Raw genomic sequence first — 20,210 nt, 5'->3', positions numbered from 1 at the left:
AATTTATCGTATCACATTCATGATGGTCTTCAGCGATGGTTATGGAGTGCAGTCACCTCCACAGTCACTTGATCGCCCCCTTGTTTCTTCCATTCCTCGACAAATTGATCAAATGAATCGGTCGGTTCAGCGCCTAAAATAATTTTTAAAAATGTATCATGTTCCAGTTTTGATAGTTCACCCCAAGCCTTCTCCATCGTTGGAGTTCGTATATAGGTAAGACTTCGAACTTTATGGATGTTTGGATCGAAAAAATTTCTTCCGCCTACTAGAAGCGAATAACCCCGCATAAAGCTGTTGCTGTGTTCATTCCAATAGGAAATACCATATTGATCATAAGGCTTCAATTTGGTTTGTTTTATTGTCGAAACCAAATTTTCCAGCAATTTGTATTCAGACTTGTCCTTGAAATCGGCGGGTGTTTTGGTTCCCATCAGAATATCCTGCGCGGCCTTTGTTTCAAATCGTGCTTCATCTGTCGGAGCTAAGAAATTGCGGCCCAGCATAAAACGCGTACCGTACTTGAACTCATCACGAAGGTACAGATTGTTAATTTTTATGATCGCTTCGGGATGAGCATATCCTTTTCGTACCACCAAGAATGAACTTGACGGATTATCCACCTTCACATGGTATGCACCGTTTGCATCCAGTGGGAGTGCGTATGCTTGCCAGTTCGCCTCCGGCTCGTTCTGCCAAGCGCTCGGAAGGGGCCAGTACCCAGCATAGAAACCTTGAAAGAACATCCCCGCCTGACCGTTAATAACTGTTTCTTCCGCTTCTTTGCGGAGACCCAGTTCTGGATCGAGAAGGCCTTTGGCGTACATTTCACGCAGTTTGACCAAGGCGTCCTTCGTTTCCGGTAGAACCGAACCGTATACAGGTTTTCCATCTTTGCTCAGCCAATATCCCGGAAAAGATCCATATGCTGCGAAGATTGGCGTTAGATCAAAAGAAAAAGCACTGTTGTTGAAATCGTTATACAGTCCAGTGCTTGAAGCAAGGCCAATCGTATCCCGCTTACTGTCTCCATCTGGGTCATTCTCCACAAAGGCCTTGGCGATAGCTTCCAGATCATCTACCGTTTTCGGCGGCTTCAGTCCAAGACGGTCCAGCCAATCCTGTCGAATCCAGAGCATGCTGAAGTCTTCCGCTGTCACAGAAGGAACAGCCATTATCTTGCCAGCGAAGGTCACTTGTTCCATAGCCAATCCGTTTGTGCTATCAATAATTTTTTTTATTTCCGGTGATGCGCTGCTATTGTATGCCTCGGTTAGATCTTCAATTTCACCAGCCTTGATCATCTCGTTCAGCTGCAGCTGATTTACAATCATGGCATCCGGCAGATCATTGCTGGCGATAGCCAGGTCGATTTTCTGACTCAGATTTTCCTTCGATACCTGCCATAATACCTGGACATCAATGTTAAGGTTTTGTTTAATCACCGTTTTCCATATATTCTTCTCAAGTGTTTCTCCTCCAGAGAGATCCGCGCCTGTTGGGTCTACCGCATATCCCAGTCGGATGGAAACGGGATGTTCATATTTCCCAAATGGATCGGCAGCGGCAGTGTCCGAGATTGTTTTCGTTGGTCCCATTGGCGATTCCCGGAAGTATGGTTTGCTGAAATATACGGTCACTGCAATTAAGCTGACGACAAGAACACATGCAGCCATCTTCTTAATCATCGCTTTCCCCTCTTTCGCCCGGTTTATTGGTCATCTGGGAGAGTACGCTATTTATCCCCTCTGCCGAGGTGTCGATATTCGCTTGGCAGCAGACCTGTCAATTCGCGAAAAATTCGGCTGAAATATTTTTCATCCGTATAACCCACTCGCTCCGCAATCCAGAAAATCGTGTTGTTTGTATTCAATAAATACTCTTTAGACTTCTCTATTCGTATAAATCGGGAGTACTCATTAAAGGTTTTCCCCATCAGATCCTTGAAGCATTGACTGAAATAGCTTCGGCTGATGTTCAGTTGCTGGGACAGACCTGAAGCTGTAAAAGCTTGGTCCAAATCATTGTGCATGATCATAATCGCTTTTTTCACGGCGTCTACAATTTCCTGTGAATACGAAGTCTGTTCATCTGACTTACGAATGCCCTCAGAGGTCTGCTTGATCCACTCTTCTACCTCGTACCAGGATTGAAAAGAATGGATCATTGAGATTCTACCCAGCGTAGTCTGGGCAAAAAGGTGATTCCATTCCATAACTATAGAGTATAGCAATCCCATCAGCTGGCTTTTATGCAGTCTTAGTGATTTGAGCTGTTCAATCAGTTGGTTGTAGTAACTATCGTTGTGGGTCCATGGTGATAGGAACCAACTTTGCTTAATACGATCCATGTCTTCATCCTTCGGTTCTATTGGAAAAGAGTCCTCCACATCCATCGAAACGGCAATGACAGGATCATAAGGGTTGTATGCATAGAATAAGGACGTTTCTGTATAATTCATAATCCAGTTTTGGATTTGCGACCATGTTCGGTCTTGTACATCGGATATAACCAGCAAGGCACCTTGGGGAACTTGATCCAGGGATTCCTTCAGTTTATGGAACAGCTGATCCTCTACGTCCATGGGTGCCGTCCACATCCAACAGTTCCGTTCAACCTCCCATCGGATCTCGTCTACATTGGATGTCAGTTCAATCGGCCAGCTCTGTCCTGACTTGCGATCCAGTGAAACAAGTGCATACACATGGCGATAATGGACATTGGTCTCACTTAGCAGAGGCAGCTTTCGTCTTGTATTCGCCAGTTCGTCAATCCGAGCATGTATTCGATGCAGCACGTGTTCGAATTGCTCCTTCTCGAGCTGAACTTTGGCTATATAGTCGATGGCTCCAAGTCTGAGCGCTTCTTGGATATAATCGAAATCTTGATGCAGTGTTAATACGACAATATGTAGTTCTGGATAGAGCTGCCTTGCAGCTCGCATCAGTTCAATACCTGACATCACCGGCATCGCGAGATCGGTCAACATCAGATCGACCGGTTGGGCTTTCAGAAAATCCAGTGCTTTCAACCCGTTACTTGCTTCTCCTACAACCTCCATATTGAACTCGTTCCACGGCATCGCAGAGCTTATTCCTTTTCGTACTAATTTATCGTCATCCACTATCAATACCTTAATCATCCTCAGACATCTTCTCCTTTGATAGGAAGTATGAGCAGTATACTTGTCCCTGTACCCAATTCACTTTCGATCACCAGTTGTGCTTGATCTCCGTACTGTGCCCTCAACATGCGGTGGACATAATTGAGTCCAATGCCCATCCCTACTTTTTTATGTTCAGTTATACGATTATTCAGAAGTCTTTGAATCGCTTCCTCGGTCATGCCTGCTCCATTATCCTGTATTAAAATATTCAGCGTTTTAGCAAGTGTAACTTCAATTTGAATAAAACCTTCGTCACTCAGTCCATGATAAAGTGAATTTTCAACCAACGGTTGCAAAATAAAACGAGGCACAGGTATTTGAAGCACTTGATCATCCGCTGAAATACGTACGTCAAATTCAAAGTCATATCGAATTTGCTGCAGGATTAGGTACTGTCTTAGCGCATCAATTTCCTCTTCCATCGTGGATACTTGCCCTAATTTACCCAAATTGTAATACAACAGCTTGTTTAAGGATTGCACCAACTTGTCAATCTCCCCTTGTCCGTTCATGACGGCCAGCCAGTGCACAGTATCCAGCGTATTCATCAGAAAGTGAGGATTGATCTGATATAACAATTTTTCCACTTCCAAATCTGCACGAATCTTCTCTTTCTGCTGCACTTCCTTGAACAGGTCGCCGATTTGATGCTGCATATTTGAGAATTCCCCCAATAGAAAATCAAACTCGGGAATTTGAGTGCGGGTCTGGCTGCCTGCCTTTTGTGGATTCTGAGACATTCCGTTAATTTCCGAATGGAACAGACCTAATGGTTTGTAAACCATCTTCCACAGAAGCCAAGCCAGAAATACGGTAAAGCCGAGAAAGAATAAAGCGACCAGTAATATTTGAAGCAACCACTGGTTTTTCTCCTGTTGATACTTAGCCTGCGAAATTACCGATATGACGCTCCAGTTCTGAGTGGAGTCCTCCTTAAACCAATGGTAATCACGGGATATTCCATCTTTTGCAGTACCTTTCGATATGCTGGAAAAATTCTCTCCGACCTTCATCGCTTCTGGAATTTCACTGTAAACAATGTTGCCCTCACCATTCAGGATTAAATGCGATAAAGCTCCTTTGTATTGATTGTAACCCAGTATATCCTGTGTAAGACGAAAGCCGGATTCGATGTAAATATATACATCGTCCCTTTGAGGCAGCTGTACCTTTCGCATAGCAGATAAAACAAGCTGATCATCAAATCGGTTCATACTCATATGGGGACCATAGTACGCAATGCCATATGATTTGGAAAGCACAGGCAAAGACTCGGGAGAAAAACGATCTTTGATGGGAAAGTTAGCGAACTGTGTAGTGCCTTCTTTCTGGAAATAGTATAAGGTCAGACCTATATTCGGATTAGTAAACGTTACGACATTTAACTCATTCTTTAATTCATCTCTAGCCTCAATCAATTCAAATATATTGGAGGAAGGCTTCAAGACTTCATCCAGTTTTTTGCCTAATGTACCACTATAGGATAATTGCTGAGTAACATGATTCAGGTTGGTAATTGAATTTTCCAGTGATGAAGTTACCTGCTGTAGATTGCTCCTAATTCCATCATTGATTTTATTCGCAAAAATGGAATCAATGGTATAGTAAGAAATTGCAAATATACTGATAAAGGGAATAAATGCGCTGAGAAAAAACAATAAAAAGATTCTTTTTTTAAGTGTCATTCCGACCCATTCTCCTTAGGTAAATGAAAGAGCAAGCCCCTGGTTATGAGCTTGCTGTTTATGAATAACAGCTCTATCAATTATCGTCTTCCTCATAGGCAGCGACCTATTTGAAAATTGGCGACATCTTAATCCGATTCAGATTGAAAAAATCAGGATACCTCCATCTCGGGGAGGTCCAATTCTGTTCATAATTATAGATTGATATTCAAATATGTCAAACGCTTTCATGGAATTCATAGAACTTATTCTCTCTTCCTCTTTGCATACATCGACTTGCCGTTTTTAATTGCTTATTGTAGTTGAATTTTCTGCATGTAAAAAAGACTCACTCCGTCTTCAACAAGTGGAATAAGCCTTCTAAGCTTTCAATAACATTTTCTACTCCTAATTCTTACAAATGTTGTTGTTGATCAGGATTGGATGCCAAAGCAACAAATAATTTCTCTCCTTCACTCAGCACTTGTAGAAATTGTTCTCTGGCCAAGTTGGGAGCAAACACCAGTAACGCGGCCTAACGATTCATATTTTTCCTTCTTACTAACGTTTAGCTGTAAACCTCTTGTTCCAGCACCCGATTTACAGCCTTGATAAAGGCAAGATAACCACCATCGGTATCGTGCCGATGAGGAAGAGCCAAAAGCATTGTCTCTTCAACCTGGTTATCGTCTAACTCATAGCTGTTTGTCAGGATTTCTCTGATCTCATCGACGGGTGTACCGAGAGCAAACTTCTGAGCTGCTTTATAGATATCATAGTTCTCATAGATATCCTTCCGTGTCACCTTCTGCAAATCGATAAAATCATATATTTTTTTAACGAAATACAGCACCGCCAGCACAATTGAGATCAGACCCGCAATTGTTAAAATTTCATTCATTCCCCATACCTCTTTCCCTTTCCACTCAGTTGACAGCTTAGCCGATGAAACAGACGAACATGGGAGTGCCCATCTCACATGCCAAACCTCCTTATCCTCTCTACTTCCGAATTCAGCGTAACATTTTCACCATTAGTTTAGGATTAGGGTTTTCATATAGGTATAAAGATCACCTTAAGATTTAGATGACAGATGAAAAATAAAGAGACCATGCTCCAAAAGAGCATGATCTCTAATTACATCATTATAATATGATTACCTAGCCATCATCTCCAACCTGAAGCATACGATAACCAACTCCGATATGTGTTTGAATAAACTTAGTTTGTGATGATGTTTTTTCTATTTTTTTTCTCAGCGTTGCCATAAACACACGCAGGGCAGGAATGTCATAGCTGTGGCTGCCCCAGATTTCATGCAGAATAAAATTATGGGTCAGTACTTTGCCTACATGTTTTGCCAGCAGGCAAAGCAGTTTATATTCGCTTGGGGTCAGGTGAATTTCTTCTTCTCCAATCCATACGCATCCTGCTGCATAATCAATTCTCAAATTTCCATTAATAAAGCTGGAAGCATCCTTCAGGAGCTTATCACTGTCATTTCGAATTCTTCGTAAACTGACTCGAAGTCTGGCCAGCAGTTCTTCTACACTGAAGGGCTTTGTTAGATAATCGTCCGCTCCGGCATCCAGCGCATCTATTTTATCCCGATCTTCGCTGCGTGCGCTGACCACGATAATAGGCATATTCGACCATGCACGAAGCTTTTTTATGATATCTACACCGTCCATATCCGGCAGCCCCAAATCCAGAATCATTAGGTCCGGCTGCTTGGATACTGCTTCTAAAATCGATGCTTCCCCTGTTTCAGCCGTATGGTATTTATAACCCTGTGTCTCCAGGGTTGTCGTAATCAGCTTGCGGATGGGTTTATCGTCCTCCACAACAAGGATAAAAGGTTTATTCATGAACATTCACTTCCTCAGCTTGCAGGGTAAAATAAAAAATCGTCCCTTTAGGGACATTGTCCTTAACACCAATAGTACCTCCATGAGCATTCACAATTGATTTGCACAGAGAAAGCCCCAGCCCTAATCCACGGCGTCCGTCCCCATGAATGTTGTCTGCCGTATAAAACATCTCAAACAGTCTGACCTTGACTTCTTCTGAAGAAATACCGGGGCCATCATCTGAGATTTCTACAACGACTATATGTCTTTCGTGTCTTGCGGAAATCGTGATGTGAGAGTCATCTTGGGTATACTTGATTGCATTATCAATCATATTGATCAATACCTGAACAATAAGTCGGGAGTCCATTCGAGCCATCATCAATTCATCATCCAATTCCGTCTGAATGACATGCTTCACACTGTTGCGATTCACATGAAGCAGAGCCTCCGAAATGACTTCCTCCATTAATTCTGCCTGAAAATTAAGATTTAGAGTACCACCTTCGATTCGACTAATGGACAGCAAATTTTCTACTAAATTGATCAGCCACATGGAATCGTCATATATATCCGTATATAGACCTTTTTTTTGTTCCTCGTTTAGTACCTCTGAGTTTCCAAGAAGAATCCCCGCATTGCCTGAGATGCTGGTAAGAGGAGTGCGTAAATCATGAGAAATGGACCGAAGCAGACTGGCACGGAGTTGCTCCTGCTGGATTTGCATGGAGATCTCTTGTTGTCTTTGGTTCAGTTTTTCTTTCTCCAGCGCCAGCGCGCATTCTCCCAGCATGGCAAGCATTAGGCTATTTTCAAAAACTTCTAAAGGTTCTTCCTTATCCATTACAATAGCTACCACCGCAAGAACCTGATCTCCTCCACGCACCGCATGATATAGACACTTAGCGCCAAAAAAAGTATCCGTCGTAGCTCCTGCACGCTTGTTGTTTTTATATACCCACTCTGCAACTGCACGTTCGTAGCCTCCTGTGTAGACCCCTGGATCAACTGCAGATTCTTTCTTTGGAAAAAACTGCGGCGCCAACAGTACCCCTTGGTCAACTGAATAGAAAATGACCATTCTGTCCAACAACTTCACCATTTGATGCGCCATTTCATTAATAATAGCCGGAGAGTCTTTGGCCTGTTGCAATTTCCGGCTTGTTTCCAGAAGCACCTCGGTACGGTAAGCTTTTTGCGCGGATTGCCGAGCCTGCTCTCTTACTCGCATAGTTAGTGTACTCGTCATGAAAGAAGCAGCCAGCATGACCAGAAAGGTGACCGGATAGCCTGAATCATAAGCCTGTAAAGAATAATAAGGCTCGGTAAAGAAATAATTAAACACAAGTACACTCATAACCGAAGAAATGGCGCTATACATTCTGCCCTTGGTCACAATTGCATTTAACAAAACCCCTAGAATGTACACGGTGATAATGTTAGCTTCTCGGAATTCCAAATACTTAAACCACAAGCCAATAATTGTGCACACAGCCAAGATAACAATGGTCTTGATAGTATCTGCCAACGACAGCATTGGGTATTTTTCGTAAAAAGGCAATCTTTTATATAAGGAGGACTGAGTATAGGGGATAATATAGATTTCAATATTAGGAAGCAAGGCCGTTAGTTTATCCATTACATTGGATTTTGCAAGCCCTCTCCTCTTGTAAGGGGAGCGTCCTAGGACAATTTTCGATACATGGCTTGTTTTGACATATTCGGCAATCTGTCCTGGAATATCGTCTCCATACATCGTTGCGATTTGTGCACCCATTTGCTCAGCCAGCCTAAGGTTTTCCCTTAACTCCGCTTTATTTTTTGATGTCAATTCTCTCACTTCTGGTGTTTCCACAAACAACGCGGTGAAATGACCATGAAAAGCTGCCGCCATTCTTGCTGCTGTTCGGATCACTTTCTTATTGGAAGCAGCCGAAGACAGGCAGACCAGAATATGTTCTTTCGTATCAGATTCATTTGTTATCGCCTGCTCACTGATTTGCTCCGCAATTCGGTTTAACTGACTTGCTGTATTACGCAAAGCAATTTCACGTAGAGCCGTCAGCTTCTCCTTGGTAAATAAATGAGCCTGTGTATTCTCCCCCTCAGGATAAATCTTTCCCCTATTCAAACGTCCTATTAAATCATCCGGTTCAATATCGACTAATTCCACCTGATCAGCACTGTCAAATACACTGTCCGGTATGCGTTCGTCAACGGAAATGCCAGTAATGGAGTAAACAATATCCGTTAGGCTTTCGAGCTGTTGAACATTCATCGTCGTATATACATGAATTCCTGCGCGAAGAAGCTCCTCGACATCTTGATATCTTTTTTTATGTCGGCATCCTGCCGCGTTGGTATGGGCCAAATCGTCCAATAATATAAGGTCAGGGCTTCTCTGGAGCGCTTGGTCCAGATCAAATTCCTTAGTTGAGGATTCTTTATTTGAAATTTTGATGTAAGGAAGAAGTTCAAGTCCTTCCAACAGCGCCGCAGTGTATGGCCGGGCATAATGTTCAATATATCCAACTACGATATCTATACCCTCTTTTTGCTCTTCGTGGGCGTCGCTAAGCATCGCACAGGTCTTCCCAACACCTGGTGCATATCCAACATAAACCTTCAATCTTCCTCTTCTTTTCCTTACCGGCAAGTCAGTAATTTGATCAAATATGGACTCGGCATCGTTCTGTTTTGCTGCCATCCTGTGCCCACCCTCTATTATATATCTCTCAATCCTTAGTATATCATGGGCAAAATCAGTACCGTATTACGAATTTGCCTACAGCATTAAGATTGTATTAAGATCCGTTCTTATGTAATAACATCCTTAAAGAAGCCTCAAAATCCTGATTCTATACTAGCTTTCTCAGTGGAAGGATAGCAGCAAAATAATATAAAAAACTTTCTAAAGCTGGCTAAGTGCGAACTTAAATAAGTTTCAGTTTTTTTGAAAAGCCTATACAACAAAAAAAGCCGCCAAAATAGCGACTTTTAATAGGACTATGTTCTTGTCCCTCGACAAATGCTGATCTGAACCGCCAAGCTCAATATTGCATTGCAAAACGACCGAGCCGCAACCTTGCATTAGCGGGTAAAAGAATTCATGCAATGAGATAGGTTTCCCAAAAGCCATTCATACAAGCCGCTCCCCTGGACCTCCCGACCCAGCTGTATTTTCTTTCTTGGAAGTCAACATCTTCTCGCTTGGGCTTTGTGCTTTGGCGAAAGTATAGCTATTGTTCGTTTTCCCTATAGCGTTGCTTGCTGTCACTTTCAGCGTATAGCGGGCACCGGGCAGATCGCCCGTGCCTATCGTTAGTTTGTGGTCGGTAGTAAAAAACCGCCGTTCAGTCTCTAAGTACCACTGTCGACATCGGTGTAATTGAGCATCTCCTGACTATCCCCTTGGAATGTTCCTTCCGGTTTATCGATCGGAACCGTCGGTTTTGTCCCATTGGGATTTTGCGGAGTAATCCGTCCTTCCTTGATCCATCTCTCGCCACTTACGGCATATCCAGGCATTTGCGATCCGGGTATCTGATTTCCACTTGAGTTGAATATGACCTTCGCCTGCGTCCAGTCCGGGGCCCTATACACGAACCAGCCATTGCCTTCATCCTGCATGGCCACGCCCGGCCAAGCAGAGCCTTCCCTGAGCGGAGTCATGGAATCATCGTAGTAGTAGATGTTCGGTACTCCCCAGCCGGAAGGCTTGTAGAAATGAACGGTCATGCCCGAGCTCGGTTCCTCCTTCGTATACCTGAACATCTTCTCTGTTTGACCAGACAAATTCGCGGCGACTATTTTCAGAACAAACGTCGATCCGATTGGAGTTCCAGCGCCAATGCTGACCATATCTCCCGAACTGAACGGAGTCACCGGCCCCCCGTTCAAAGTGTAGGTTGCCGAGTCTGCATTGGAATAGTTCATTCTCACGTTAACAGAATCTGTGAAAAAGGCTCCTTCCCCAGGATCGACGGATACTGACGGAGTTTGTTGCGCTGCGCTATACAGTACGGCGATCCTGCCTCCGTCCAGATGGCCGGTAATTCTGCCGTTCGACACCGTAAACGATCCACCACCATTGGCCTTGTTCTGGTAAACGCCGTCCTCCAGTCTGGTAGGGGAGTTGATTTGAGCATTGCCTCCAAGATTCACAATCGTCATGCCTTTGGTTCCGCGTTCAACCTGCATAATTTGATTCCCTTGCGTCCTAATGTATTCGTCTTGACCTACCATGGCATTGTGGAACTTGTTAATGGCAACGACGTCCGGGTCCTTCCAGAGCGTATTCCCCGCATCGCCGAGCCGATTCGCAAATTTCCCACCTCCTGTCGGTCTGTTGAAGAACAGAGAGGTCGTCTCCGCCCGGGAGGCGATGATTGCCCAGCCCATTTTGATTTGCCAATCGTTCAACCCCGTCGATTCGCTGTTGTCGTTGGCATAAGTGTCATGCGATTCGACCCAGGTAACTAATTTGGAGGGGCTTACATTATTAGCGTTAAAAGATTTGGCCGCATCAACATTGATGCCACCGTGATAACCAACGGCGCTTCTGACACTGTCCCCATAGCTGGAGGCGGCCAATTGGCGACAACATCAACAATGATACTTATGCCGTATTTATCCGCTTCCTGGCAAAGCTGTCTGAAATCATCCCTGCTTCCCAATTGAGAGTTGCCGATTTTAAAGTTGATGGGCTGGTACAAAATCCACCACTTGCTGCCTTCTGTCAACCCTTCCTTGCTGGCTTGGATTGGCGAAGTTTGCACCGCTTTAAATCCCGCCTGAGCCAGTTCCGGAAGGTTTCTGGTGATGTTGTCAAAAGACCAGTTCCACGCATGAAAAATAAGACCATCCTTCGTTCTTTCCGGGAGTTCGTAGTTTGCGACAGCCGATAGCTTCGCATCCGAACCTCCTAACTGCCGAACATCGGCATTCGCCTGTGCTTCGGGAGTAAAGCCATTCGTTTGCAACAACAATACGACAAAGAGAACGATACTCCAGGTACGCCTCAAGATGGGGCTTGTCTTCCTCCTCATACTAAACTCTCCTTTTAAATTTTATTTTACAACCAACCTCTCTTGAGAGATTAGGAGTAAATAAAAGAGGGCAAAACAACATGTATACGCTTCCAAAAAGGGCAATCGTTTGCACATAATTGAGCTCAACGACATGATTTCATTTATTTGACAATTTGTCAATGCTTATATTAAAGATAAATTTCCAACGGCCTTTTTTCCCCCTCATTATTATTCACTGTGCCTTCAAGACTTTTTGGACGTTGACTTCAATTACGAACTGGTTTTCTTAGATTTGAATAATGTCCCTGCAATTGCATTGACTAGTAAAAGTATGGTTGATATAATCATAAAAGGAAAAATCATTGGCATAGTGCCCTGTGGATGTTTTTTTTATATTTTCTTTTGTAAGCGCGTACAATGATTTATTTCCCTACATACCATGGAGGAGGCGATCAATGAATCTATTTTATCCAAATAAATGCCTTTCTTTTTTTTACTTTTAATGCAACCGGTTGCAAAATCCATTCCACTAAATATTATCAGGAGGTTGTTAACTTGCTAAGAAAAAAAACTGGGAGTTTTATTTCTTGGTTGATTATTTTATCGCTTTGCTTCAACTTCTTCGGCTTACCCGGCGTAGCTTCGAGTAACAACGATTATACAGCCACCTACACGAATTCCACAGCGACTGCTCTTCCATCGACAACCGCTTCGATCACGTCTACCGTTACCGCAACGTATGCACCTACCACAACAACTAAATCAACTCAAACTGGGTTAACGGTTCACTTTAAGAAACCTTCAAGCTGGAATTCAGCGATTCGAATCCATTACTGGAATCTGAATCCGGCAAGCGTTCCGATAAGCGGGGCGTGGCCGGGAATCCTGATGAAGTCGGATGGAAATGACTGGTACAGCTACACCATTGCCGATGCCACAGGCTCAAGCCTCATTTTCAATGACAGTAGCGGCAAACAAACGGCCGACTTGTCCCGCAGTGTGAAAGAGGGCTGGTATTACACAGATAACACATGGTATGATGTCAGCCCGGAAATGCCTAAAATTCCGGCGATTTCCGCCTCTCCTGTACCCAAAACATATGATTCGTCCCAAACGGTGACGCTTTCCAGCACCAACAGTGATGATAAGATTTACTATACGATAGATGGTTCGACACCTACGACATCCTCGACCTTGTATACCTCTCCAATCCAAGTTGCTTCCTCTTTGACCATTAAGGCCTTCGGTATCAACTCAATCGGTCAAACTGGAAATGCATCCTCTTTTGATTATGTAATTGACCTGAATGCAGATCTGCAAGCTCCGACAATCACAGCGAATTTGCCTGCCGGGCATTCTGATTCCTCGGTGACTGTATCCTTTAACCTGAAAGATAACAAGGCGGCAACGACCAAGGCATACTATACGGAGGATGGTACAGAACCAACCACAAGCTCAAAAGTCTATATTCTCGGCAACGCGCTGACCGGATTGACTGGACCGTCTATTCTTATCTCCAAGACTACGACATTAAAATTTCTCGTTATAGACGGCGCTGGTAATCAAACCAAGCAGAGCTTTGTTTATAATATTGGAAATAAGAAGGATTTTCGGGAAGACACCATCTATTTCGTGATTACTTCTCGGTTCTATGACGGTGATCCGAGCAACAACGTGCACGCATGGGATGATGGAAAGGCGCGCAATCCAGATTCGGACCCGGCTTGGAGAGGAGACTTTAAGGGGCTGATTCAAAAGCTCGATTATATCAAAGCCCTCGGATTCAGCGCCATCTGGATTACACCTGTTGTGCAAAATGCCAGCGGTTATGATTACCATGGTTACCATGCTTTAAATTTTGCCAAAGTAGACCCACGGTATGAATCGGCGGGAGCTTCTTATCAGGATTTGATCAATGCAGCCCATGCCAAAGGGCTGAAGGTTATTCAGGACATCGTCGTCAATCATACGGGTAATTTCGGTGAAGAGAATCTGTACCCCATGTTCAAGAAAGATCCGGCTAAACCGGATACTGCTAACAACTTGGTGAAAACTACGGATAAGCTGCCACCAAACTATGATACTATGACACCCGATCAGCAGTATCAGGCAAGGCTCGCCTTAATGAAGAACGAGGGAACGAACAATAACATTTACCATACAGAGAAAAGTCTTTCCTGGGAATCCTATACGGTTCAGACTGGTCAGATAGCGGGAGATTGCGTGGATTTGAACACGGAAAACCCTGCAGTTAACAAATATTTAATTGATACCTACAATCACTATATTGACATGGGTGTTGACGCTTTCCGTGTCGATACGGTGAAGCATGTGAGCCGGTATATTTTCAATAAATACTATATTCCTGCCTGGAAAACAAGAGGCGGCTCGGATTTCTATATTTTTGGAGAAGTAGCCACACGTTACAGAGATGTTTGGAACAGTGGAATTCCGGCGATCTCGACGCCATTCTATACTTGGAAAAGCTCGAAATCGTATCCGGGCGATGGAAAGAATGACTACGCCTCCAATAAAGCGTCAGTTGAACAAGAGTGGACGGACAACTCTACTACAGCAGGACAGCCAACCTCGAACAATGCTCTCTTAAACGGAAATACCTATCATACGCCTGACTATTCGATGAAATCGGGCATGGATGTGATTGATTTTCCAATGCATTGGGCATTCAAGACCGCGCATGAAGCATTCAATATGAGAAGTGGCGACCAATACTATAATGATGCTACGTGGAATGTAACCTATGTCGACTCGCATGACTATGCTCCTGACCAGGCTCCGGAAAATCAAAGATTCGCGGGCACACAGGACACTTGGGCTGAGAATCTCGATCTGATGTTCACCTTCCGCGGAATACCCGCTATCTTCTACGGCTCCGAAATCGAGTTTCAAAAAGGGGCAACTATTGATACAGGTCCAAACGCACCGCTAAGCAAAACGGGACGAGCATATTTCGGCGATCACGTGGAAGGCAATGTTACGGTACAAGATTACGGCAAATACACAAATGCTACTGGCACGCTTGCGGAATCGCTCAACCATCCTCTGGCGAAACATATCAGACAGCTTAATTTAATCAGAAGAGCTGTTCCCGCCTTGCAAAAAGGCCAGTATTCCACAGAGAATGTGTCGGGCAATCTGGCGTTTAAGAGAAGATATACCGACAGTGCCAAAGGTATTGACAGCTTTGCATTGGTCACGATTTCAGGAAACGCCACGTTTACCGGAATTCCGAACGGAACCTATGTGGATGCGGTGACCGGTGATTCCAAAACCGTTACTGATGGCAAGATTACCCTGACATGCTCCGGCAAAGGAAATGCAAGGGTATATGTATTGAATGGTAGAGGTGGAATTGGAGAAACGGGAACCTATCTGAAGTAAACGGTAGTATGTCCTAGATAACTGAAGCAACCTCAGTTCGGTATTGCACTGTGCTAAGGTTGCTTCCAATTAAAAAGTATATCTAAGAGAGAGAGTCAGGATATTGCTCTGAACTAAATTTTTAACGGATGGGAGTGAACCAAGATGCCCCAACGACAGCTTCTATGTGCGTAAATTCTTCCGTATATTTAATGACCAACAACCATCAAGTATTAGCGGTTATCCCGCCCCTAGAACTGATAAAGCGTGAGCACGTACCCTGCTCTCTTGTCCATTCCGTTGTTGTTTATCCCCCCTGCATTGCTCCCCGAAGGATAGAGGCTATCAGACGCTTAATGAATGAAAAAAATGATTTAGATGGTCGGCAAACAATTTAGGATTTTCCATAGCGGCGAAATGACCGCCTTTATTCGCTTTCTCCCAGTACGTAATATTATAGACGCGTTCTACCCAGCTTCGGGGAGGCGTGGGCAGCTCCTTGGGAAATAAGGAAACCCCTGTTGGAACAGTAACGCGCTGACCTTCGGTGAAATGCAGTTTATTATTCACGCGATCCCGAGACCAACGACTGTTGGATAACAGCTTTGGTGTACGTACATGGTATAGAATTCGCGCAGGTCAGTGTTATGGAACTGGATCGTAAATTTACAGATATTGATTTTGAACTGAGTGCAATTTCTTTGTGAGCTGGTTTCGGTAGAATTGCAAAAGAACGACTTTTATAATTGTAGTCAAGGAATGATGCATAGCTTTTTGCTTTCCGAACTGCTCACAGGCGAGCTCAATGATGCTAATGTCATCGCAATGCGACTGGCTCATCTGGACTGGACGCTTACACCTACCTAAGAGTGATGACCTTGACAGACCTGAAGAACAGCTTTTTTGACGGGAAAGTTCAGTTAGTTGCACAGCATATGATCCAATTGCTACCGGATAGCCGCTGGATCGTATATCAGGGACGCATTGTATTTCTCATTTCCCTCGTTGATTCATCCTGTAAAACTATTGCTGAAGACAAACGATTTCTAGAATTTCTCCAAGTAAACGGTCTAACTGCTTCGCTGAGTAACTGCTTTAGTCATTTAACTTTTTTGCGAAAATATTATAAGCAATGCCTAACCGCCGTCGAGATTGATTTCCAACTTAATTCAAACAAGCCAGTGTATATGTATGAGGACTATCTCTGCGAGCATATTGGAAAGATCATATCGGAACAGAACGATCTCGCTGACTTCTGCCATCCAGTTATCCAAAAGTTAATTGCTTATGACAATGGCCACAAAACAAGTTTACTGCCCACCCTTGAAGCCTATCTTCAATATGTGGACACTCCAAATCTTGCTGCTAAAACACTTTTTATTCATAGAAATACTTTGTTCTATCGAATCAACAGGATACGTGAGCTTTTCGAGGTTGATCTAAGCGATGGTGATATTCGCCTGAAGCTTCAAATGACTCTTCATTTTCTAAAACTGAAAACACAACGCGGCGATCCTGAAGATCAGAGATAGAAGGCTAAGAGTATGCAAAAAAACATGCAGACAAAATTTCTTATCGATACTTTGTCTGCACGCTGGTCTTTTCTAGCTACCATAAGCATTCAGATAGTTCGCTGCTGTTCTAAGATGAGCAGCAGTTTTTCTAATTCCATCATTATTCAGCTTACCAGCTTTAGGCCAACTGCTGAACCGAGTACCATCGCGATGAACAGAATCCTCGCGGTATTACGCGGTTCACTGTAGAAGATCATGCCCAATATGGCTCCGCCAGAAGCTCCAATACCGGTCCAGACAGCGTAGGCCGTTCCCATTGGTAGTGTTTCCATGGCCAGGGATAGAAACAAAAAGCTCAATCCAAAGCCTGCAAGCAAGTAAAAAGCAGACAGGAAATTCCGGTCTTTATGGAGCTTATTAATCATGAGAACTCCCATCATCTCAAATACGCCTGCCAAAATAAGAAATACCCAGTTCATACGTCAGTGCACCTCTTTTCCTTGTTTCTTCTCTTTACTCTGTATTTTGAGTCCTACAACTCCGAGCAGAAGCACCCCGATTAGCAACAATTTAGATCCCTTTACCTCAGCACCAAACAACAAAATTTCTGCTAATACAGTGCCGGCCGTTCCCAATCCGACAAATACTGCATACACCGTACCTACCGGAAGCGTACGGGAAGTCATAATCATGAGTATGAAACTTACTAAAATGGCAACTAAAGTGCCCCCCCACTCTAACCAGCCGCTGGCATGTTTCAGGCCGATGACCCATCCAACTTCGAATAATGCCGCAACTACAACAGATAACCATGTCTTGTTCATTCTGTGCTTCCTCCTTTTAGATAATGCTGCAAATGTAGTATGAATTTATAGCAGCAATAAAAAAAAGCCTGAGAGAATACTGCATACAGCAGTTTTTCTCCCAGGCTTTTATCCCTCCGTGGCACAGTACGACGACTGTGAGTTTTCTCTCGGACCAGCCGATATTATCGCGGAACCCTAGAAAACATTTTTGAATTCAATTTTATAGTTAACATTATACATATTAGTGAAAAAACACAATATAAAATCAATAAAAATTCGTATATCTCCCTAAACTTATATCATTGTTTTGGTCATTATGAAATCAATTTGTTCTTCATCACCCATATAAAAAGAGTGTGCGCCAGTTTGAACAAACCCCATTTTCTTATAAAAAGCAATGGCGTTTTCATTTTTTTCCCATACACCAAGCCAGATTTTCTTTTTATTATGTTCCATTGCAATTTCCATAGCTTTATTTAGCAGATATTTACCAAGCCCATGTTTTTGAGAACTGTTTTTTATATAAACCCTCTCAATTTCGAGCGACTCATTACCCATTTTTTCGGATTGGGCATTGTTCATATTTACCTTTAAATATCCAGCAAGTTCTTCATTGAAATAGATGAAAAAGAATTCTGAAGAGTCGTTGGACAATTCCTCCTCCAACTGTTTAAAATTAAATGCTTTTTCCAGATAGGCATTCATATTTTCAGGTGAATTCTGATCCTTAAAAGTATCGTTGAATGTTTCAATACTTATTTCTTGGAGTATTTGTAGATCTTCACGGCTGCACTTTATTATTTTTACAGTCACTTTAAATTATCGCCCTTTCATATAAATCAGTAATTTCTCTTGTTCCCCTTTTTTACAAATTCCCATTCATCACCTATATTTTTTCTTACTCTTTGAAGAAGATTAAAAATGGTGTTTACTTCACTTTCCGAAAATCCCGCTAATGCAACATTATCCGAATAATCATGTTCTCTTTTTATAAAAGGATAGACTTTATTCCCTTTTTCTGTTGGAAAGAGTTTATTAATTTTTTTGTTATGCTGATCCTCTTCCTTTTCAATAAATCCGTTAATAACAAGTTTTTTTATAGCACGAGATGCGGTTGTTCGATCTACTTTTATCATCTCGGCTAACTTTTCTTGAATGATTCCTGGGTTTTCACATATTCGTACAAGGTATAAATATTGTCCTTTTGTAAGGTCATATTCTTTAAATTCGATATTGCTTATAGAATCTAATGCTCTTGCGATCATTCCAATTTCACGAAGTACTTCCTTCATAATGTACTCCTTTACCCCTGTTTTGTTGCAAATGCAATAAAAATGATATATATTGAATTTACCTTATTTTTATTGCATTTGCAACAAAAAAATATATTAAAGAGGTCGAGTAAATTGAAATATATTTTTTTCGTATTAGGAATTTTTATATTATCCCTTGGAATTTCGTTCACTATACAATCAGACCTTGGGGCTTCACCTTTTGATGCACTTTTAGTAGGACTGTCTATAAATGTGGGGCTTACTGTGGGAAGTTGGGAAATCATAATAGCTATAATATTGATAGGTTGTAATTCGCTTTTAAAAAGACAAACACCAGAAGTTTTGGGGTTGTTAACAGCATTTATAACGGGTATTGGTATTGATATGTGGCTTTTTTTACTGCACAATTTGATAACACCTGAACTATGGTACAGCAAAGTTGTTTGTTTTGGAATTGGTTTAGTTGTTGTAGGATTAGGAACTGCAACATATTTACAGACAAATTTTGCACCCATTCCAGTTGATCGATTAACATTAATCATAAAGGAATTAACTAAAACAAATCTATTTTTTTCGAGAACATTCATCTACCTTATATTCTTGATCATAGCAGTCCTTTTAAACGGACCCATTGGCATTGGAACCTTGTTAACCGTTTGTTTAGGGGGGCTAATACTCAATTACTTTATGCCATTTACTAAAAAAATACTTGACCGCATATTAACACACTCTGCTACATCACCAAATCATGAGAAAGATAAAAGATGTAATATCCAAGTTGAGACTGAAGCTTGATGCTCATATCTCTTTGTTTCGATCTTAAGTTTCTCTTGGTCGAGCTTCAGTCATAGCATTTTTTCGGGACTAACGCCTGTGCTTGTTATCCTGCCTAGCTGCTTTGTTTTGGGAAGAGACGCCGTTTTAGTGCAGCTAGTCGGATTCTGCATCATTATCCTCTCTTAGCGTCGTTAGATACAAGCGAGATCTGCAAGTAGGACAGTATCAAGACTGGCAATGGGGCATACTGGCCATCTTGTTTTATAGCCTTTGTAATTAAGATTAGACAAGTTCCTTCTTCAACAGATGTAACTTTTAATGAGCAAAACAAAAAATCAAAAAAATGAAGGGACACTTTTAGAACGTGTCTCAATTCTATCTAAAAGAAAAAATGAGTCGTCAAGAGATATTCGGCTTAATTCTTGCATTGATTGGAATTATCGTAATTAAAATGATGGTTTAATCAAATTGGTCTTTAAACTGCATATGAATCAAACCAGCAATTTCTAACAAAAGAAGACCCGCGTTATTGAAACGCGGGTCTTCTTTTGTTAGAGTTCATTGAGCTTATTCAAAGTGGTACCTTTTAAATAATCTAAACAATTCGGAGCATAAAATGGAGCTAATCCATCTTATACTCTTCCCCTAATATATAATGTGCATAATCAACCTAAACTCGACGAATTGTTTTATAATACTTAAATTTTCAAATGGAATTGTTTTTGCTATTTTTTTAATGTTAGTAGAT

The 20,210-nt window shown here is 42.3% G+C and carries 15 protein-coding genes, 1 pseudogene and 1 riboswitch; of the genes and pseudogenes, 3 read left to right on the top strand and 13 right to left on the bottom strand.

What is annotated here, in order from left to right; all coding sequences use genetic code 11:
- Positions 1 to 29: 29 nt before the first annotated feature.
- The 9 genes and pseudogenes from MKX46_RS02200 to MKX46_RS02160 all read right to left on the bottom strand — a co-directional run bounded on the left by MKX46_RS02200 (position 30) and on the right by MKX46_RS02160 (position 11,704).
- Entirely contained in the window at positions 30 to 1,688 is a 1,659-nt protein-coding gene (locus MKX46_RS02200; RefSeq protein WP_341070832.1) for an extracellular solute-binding protein, read from the bottom strand.
- A gap of 47 nt (positions 1,689 to 1,735) precedes the next feature.
- Positions 1,736 to 3,142 carry a response regulator transcription factor gene (locus tag MKX46_RS02195; RefSeq protein WP_341070831.1) on the bottom strand — a complete coding sequence of 469 codons (1,407 nt, stop codon included), beginning with the start codon at positions 3,140 to 3,142 and terminating at the stop codon, positions 1,736 to 1,738.
- 2 nt (positions 3,143 to 3,144) lie between these two features.
- Complete coding sequence (locus MKX46_RS02190; protein ID WP_069011467.1) at positions 3,145 to 4,851, bottom strand: sensor histidine kinase; 1,707 nt, start codon at positions 4,849 to 4,851, stop codon at positions 3,145 to 3,147.
- A gap of 547 nt (positions 4,852 to 5,398) precedes the next feature.
- Positions 5,399 to 5,731 carry a hypothetical protein gene (locus MKX46_RS02185; RefSeq protein WP_029515324.1) on the bottom strand — a complete coding sequence of 111 codons (333 nt, stop codon included), beginning with the start codon at positions 5,729 to 5,731 and terminating at the stop codon, positions 5,399 to 5,401.
- Between the two features lie 259 nt (positions 5,732 to 5,990).
- The gene (locus tag MKX46_RS02180; protein ID WP_029515325.1) at positions 5,991 to 6,698 is read right to left on the bottom strand and encodes a response regulator; all 708 of its coding nucleotides are present in this window, start codon (positions 6,696 to 6,698) and stop codon (positions 5,991 to 5,993) included.
- Positions 6,691 to 9,387, bottom strand: coding sequence for a sensor histidine kinase KdpD (locus MKX46_RS02175; protein ID WP_341070830.1), 2,697 nt, complete (start codon positions 9,385 to 9,387; stop codon positions 6,691 to 6,693). The genes MKX46_RS02180 and MKX46_RS02175 overlap by 8 nt, the downstream gene beginning before the upstream one ends.
- Positions 9,388 to 9,702: 315 nt before the next feature.
- Positions 9,703 to 9,819: pseudogene (locus MKX46_RS02170) on the bottom strand (hypothetical protein); the annotation flags it as partial.
- A gap of 221 nt (positions 9,820 to 10,040) precedes the next feature.
- Complete coding sequence (locus MKX46_RS02165) at positions 10,041 to 11,273, bottom strand: starch-binding protein (protein ID WP_341070829.1); 1,233 nt, start codon at positions 11,271 to 11,273, stop codon at positions 10,041 to 10,043.
- A complete protein-coding gene (locus MKX46_RS02160) occupies positions 11,174 to 11,704 on the bottom strand; it encodes an alpha-amylase family glycosyl hydrolase (protein ID WP_341070828.1) in 531 nt (176 codons plus the stop codon). The genes MKX46_RS02165 and MKX46_RS02160 overlap by 100 nt, the downstream gene beginning before the upstream one ends.
- 561 nt (positions 11,705 to 12,265) lie before the next feature.
- Between MKX46_RS02160 and MKX46_RS02155 the strand changes: the two genes are divergently transcribed.
- Together MKX46_RS02155 and MKX46_RS02150 are read left to right on the top strand one after the other, a co-directional pair.
- A complete protein-coding gene (locus tag MKX46_RS02155) occupies positions 12,266 to 15,112 on the top strand; it encodes an alpha-amylase family glycosyl hydrolase (protein WP_029515329.1) in 2,847 nt (948 codons plus the stop codon).
- 857 nt (positions 15,113 to 15,969) lie between these two features.
- Positions 15,970 to 16,623, top strand: a complete 654-nt coding sequence (locus tag MKX46_RS02150) for a helix-turn-helix domain-containing protein (RefSeq protein ID WP_341070827.1) — start codon at positions 15,970 to 15,972, stop codon at positions 16,621 to 16,623.
- Between the two features lie 146 nt (positions 16,624 to 16,769).
- On the opposite strand, the gene MKX46_RS02145 is transcribed toward MKX46_RS02150, so the two are convergent.
- The 4 genes from MKX46_RS02145 to MKX46_RS02130 form a co-directional block, all read right to left on the bottom strand.
- Positions 16,770 to 17,084 carry a DMT family transporter gene (locus MKX46_RS02145; protein ID WP_023988641.1) on the bottom strand — a complete coding sequence of 105 codons (315 nt, stop codon included), beginning with the start codon at positions 17,082 to 17,084 and terminating at the stop codon, positions 16,770 to 16,772.
- A gap of 3 nt (positions 17,085 to 17,087) precedes the next feature.
- Entirely contained in the window at positions 17,088 to 17,429 is a 342-nt protein-coding gene (locus MKX46_RS02140) for a DMT family transporter (RefSeq protein WP_069011472.1), read from the bottom strand.
- 95 nt (positions 17,430 to 17,524) lie between these two features.
- Positions 17,525 to 17,621: riboswitch (guanidine-I (ykkC/yxkD leader) on the bottom strand.
- 84 nt (positions 17,622 to 17,705) lie between these two features.
- Complete coding sequence (locus MKX46_RS02135) at positions 17,706 to 18,224, bottom strand: GNAT family N-acetyltransferase (protein WP_341070826.1); 519 nt, start codon at positions 18,222 to 18,224, stop codon at positions 17,706 to 17,708.
- Between the two features lie 26 nt (positions 18,225 to 18,250).
- A complete protein-coding gene (locus tag MKX46_RS02130) occupies positions 18,251 to 18,703 on the bottom strand; it encodes a MarR family winged helix-turn-helix transcriptional regulator (RefSeq protein ID WP_029515334.1) in 453 nt (150 codons plus the stop codon).
- A gap of 114 nt (positions 18,704 to 18,817) precedes the next feature.
- On the opposite strand from MKX46_RS02130, the gene MKX46_RS02125 reads away from it, so the two are divergent.
- Complete coding sequence (locus MKX46_RS02125) at positions 18,818 to 19,480, top strand: YczE/YyaS/YitT family protein (RefSeq protein WP_340885403.1); 663 nt, start codon at positions 18,818 to 18,820, stop codon at positions 19,478 to 19,480.
- Positions 19,481 to 20,210 lie beyond the last annotated feature (730 nt).

Source organism: Paenibacillus sp. FSL P4-0113, assembly GCF_038009305.1.
Taxonomy (GTDB): Bacteria; Bacillota; Bacilli; order Paenibacillales; family Paenibacillaceae; genus Paenibacillus; species Paenibacillus polymyxa_D.
This window is presented reverse-complemented; position numbering and strand designations above follow the sequence as displayed.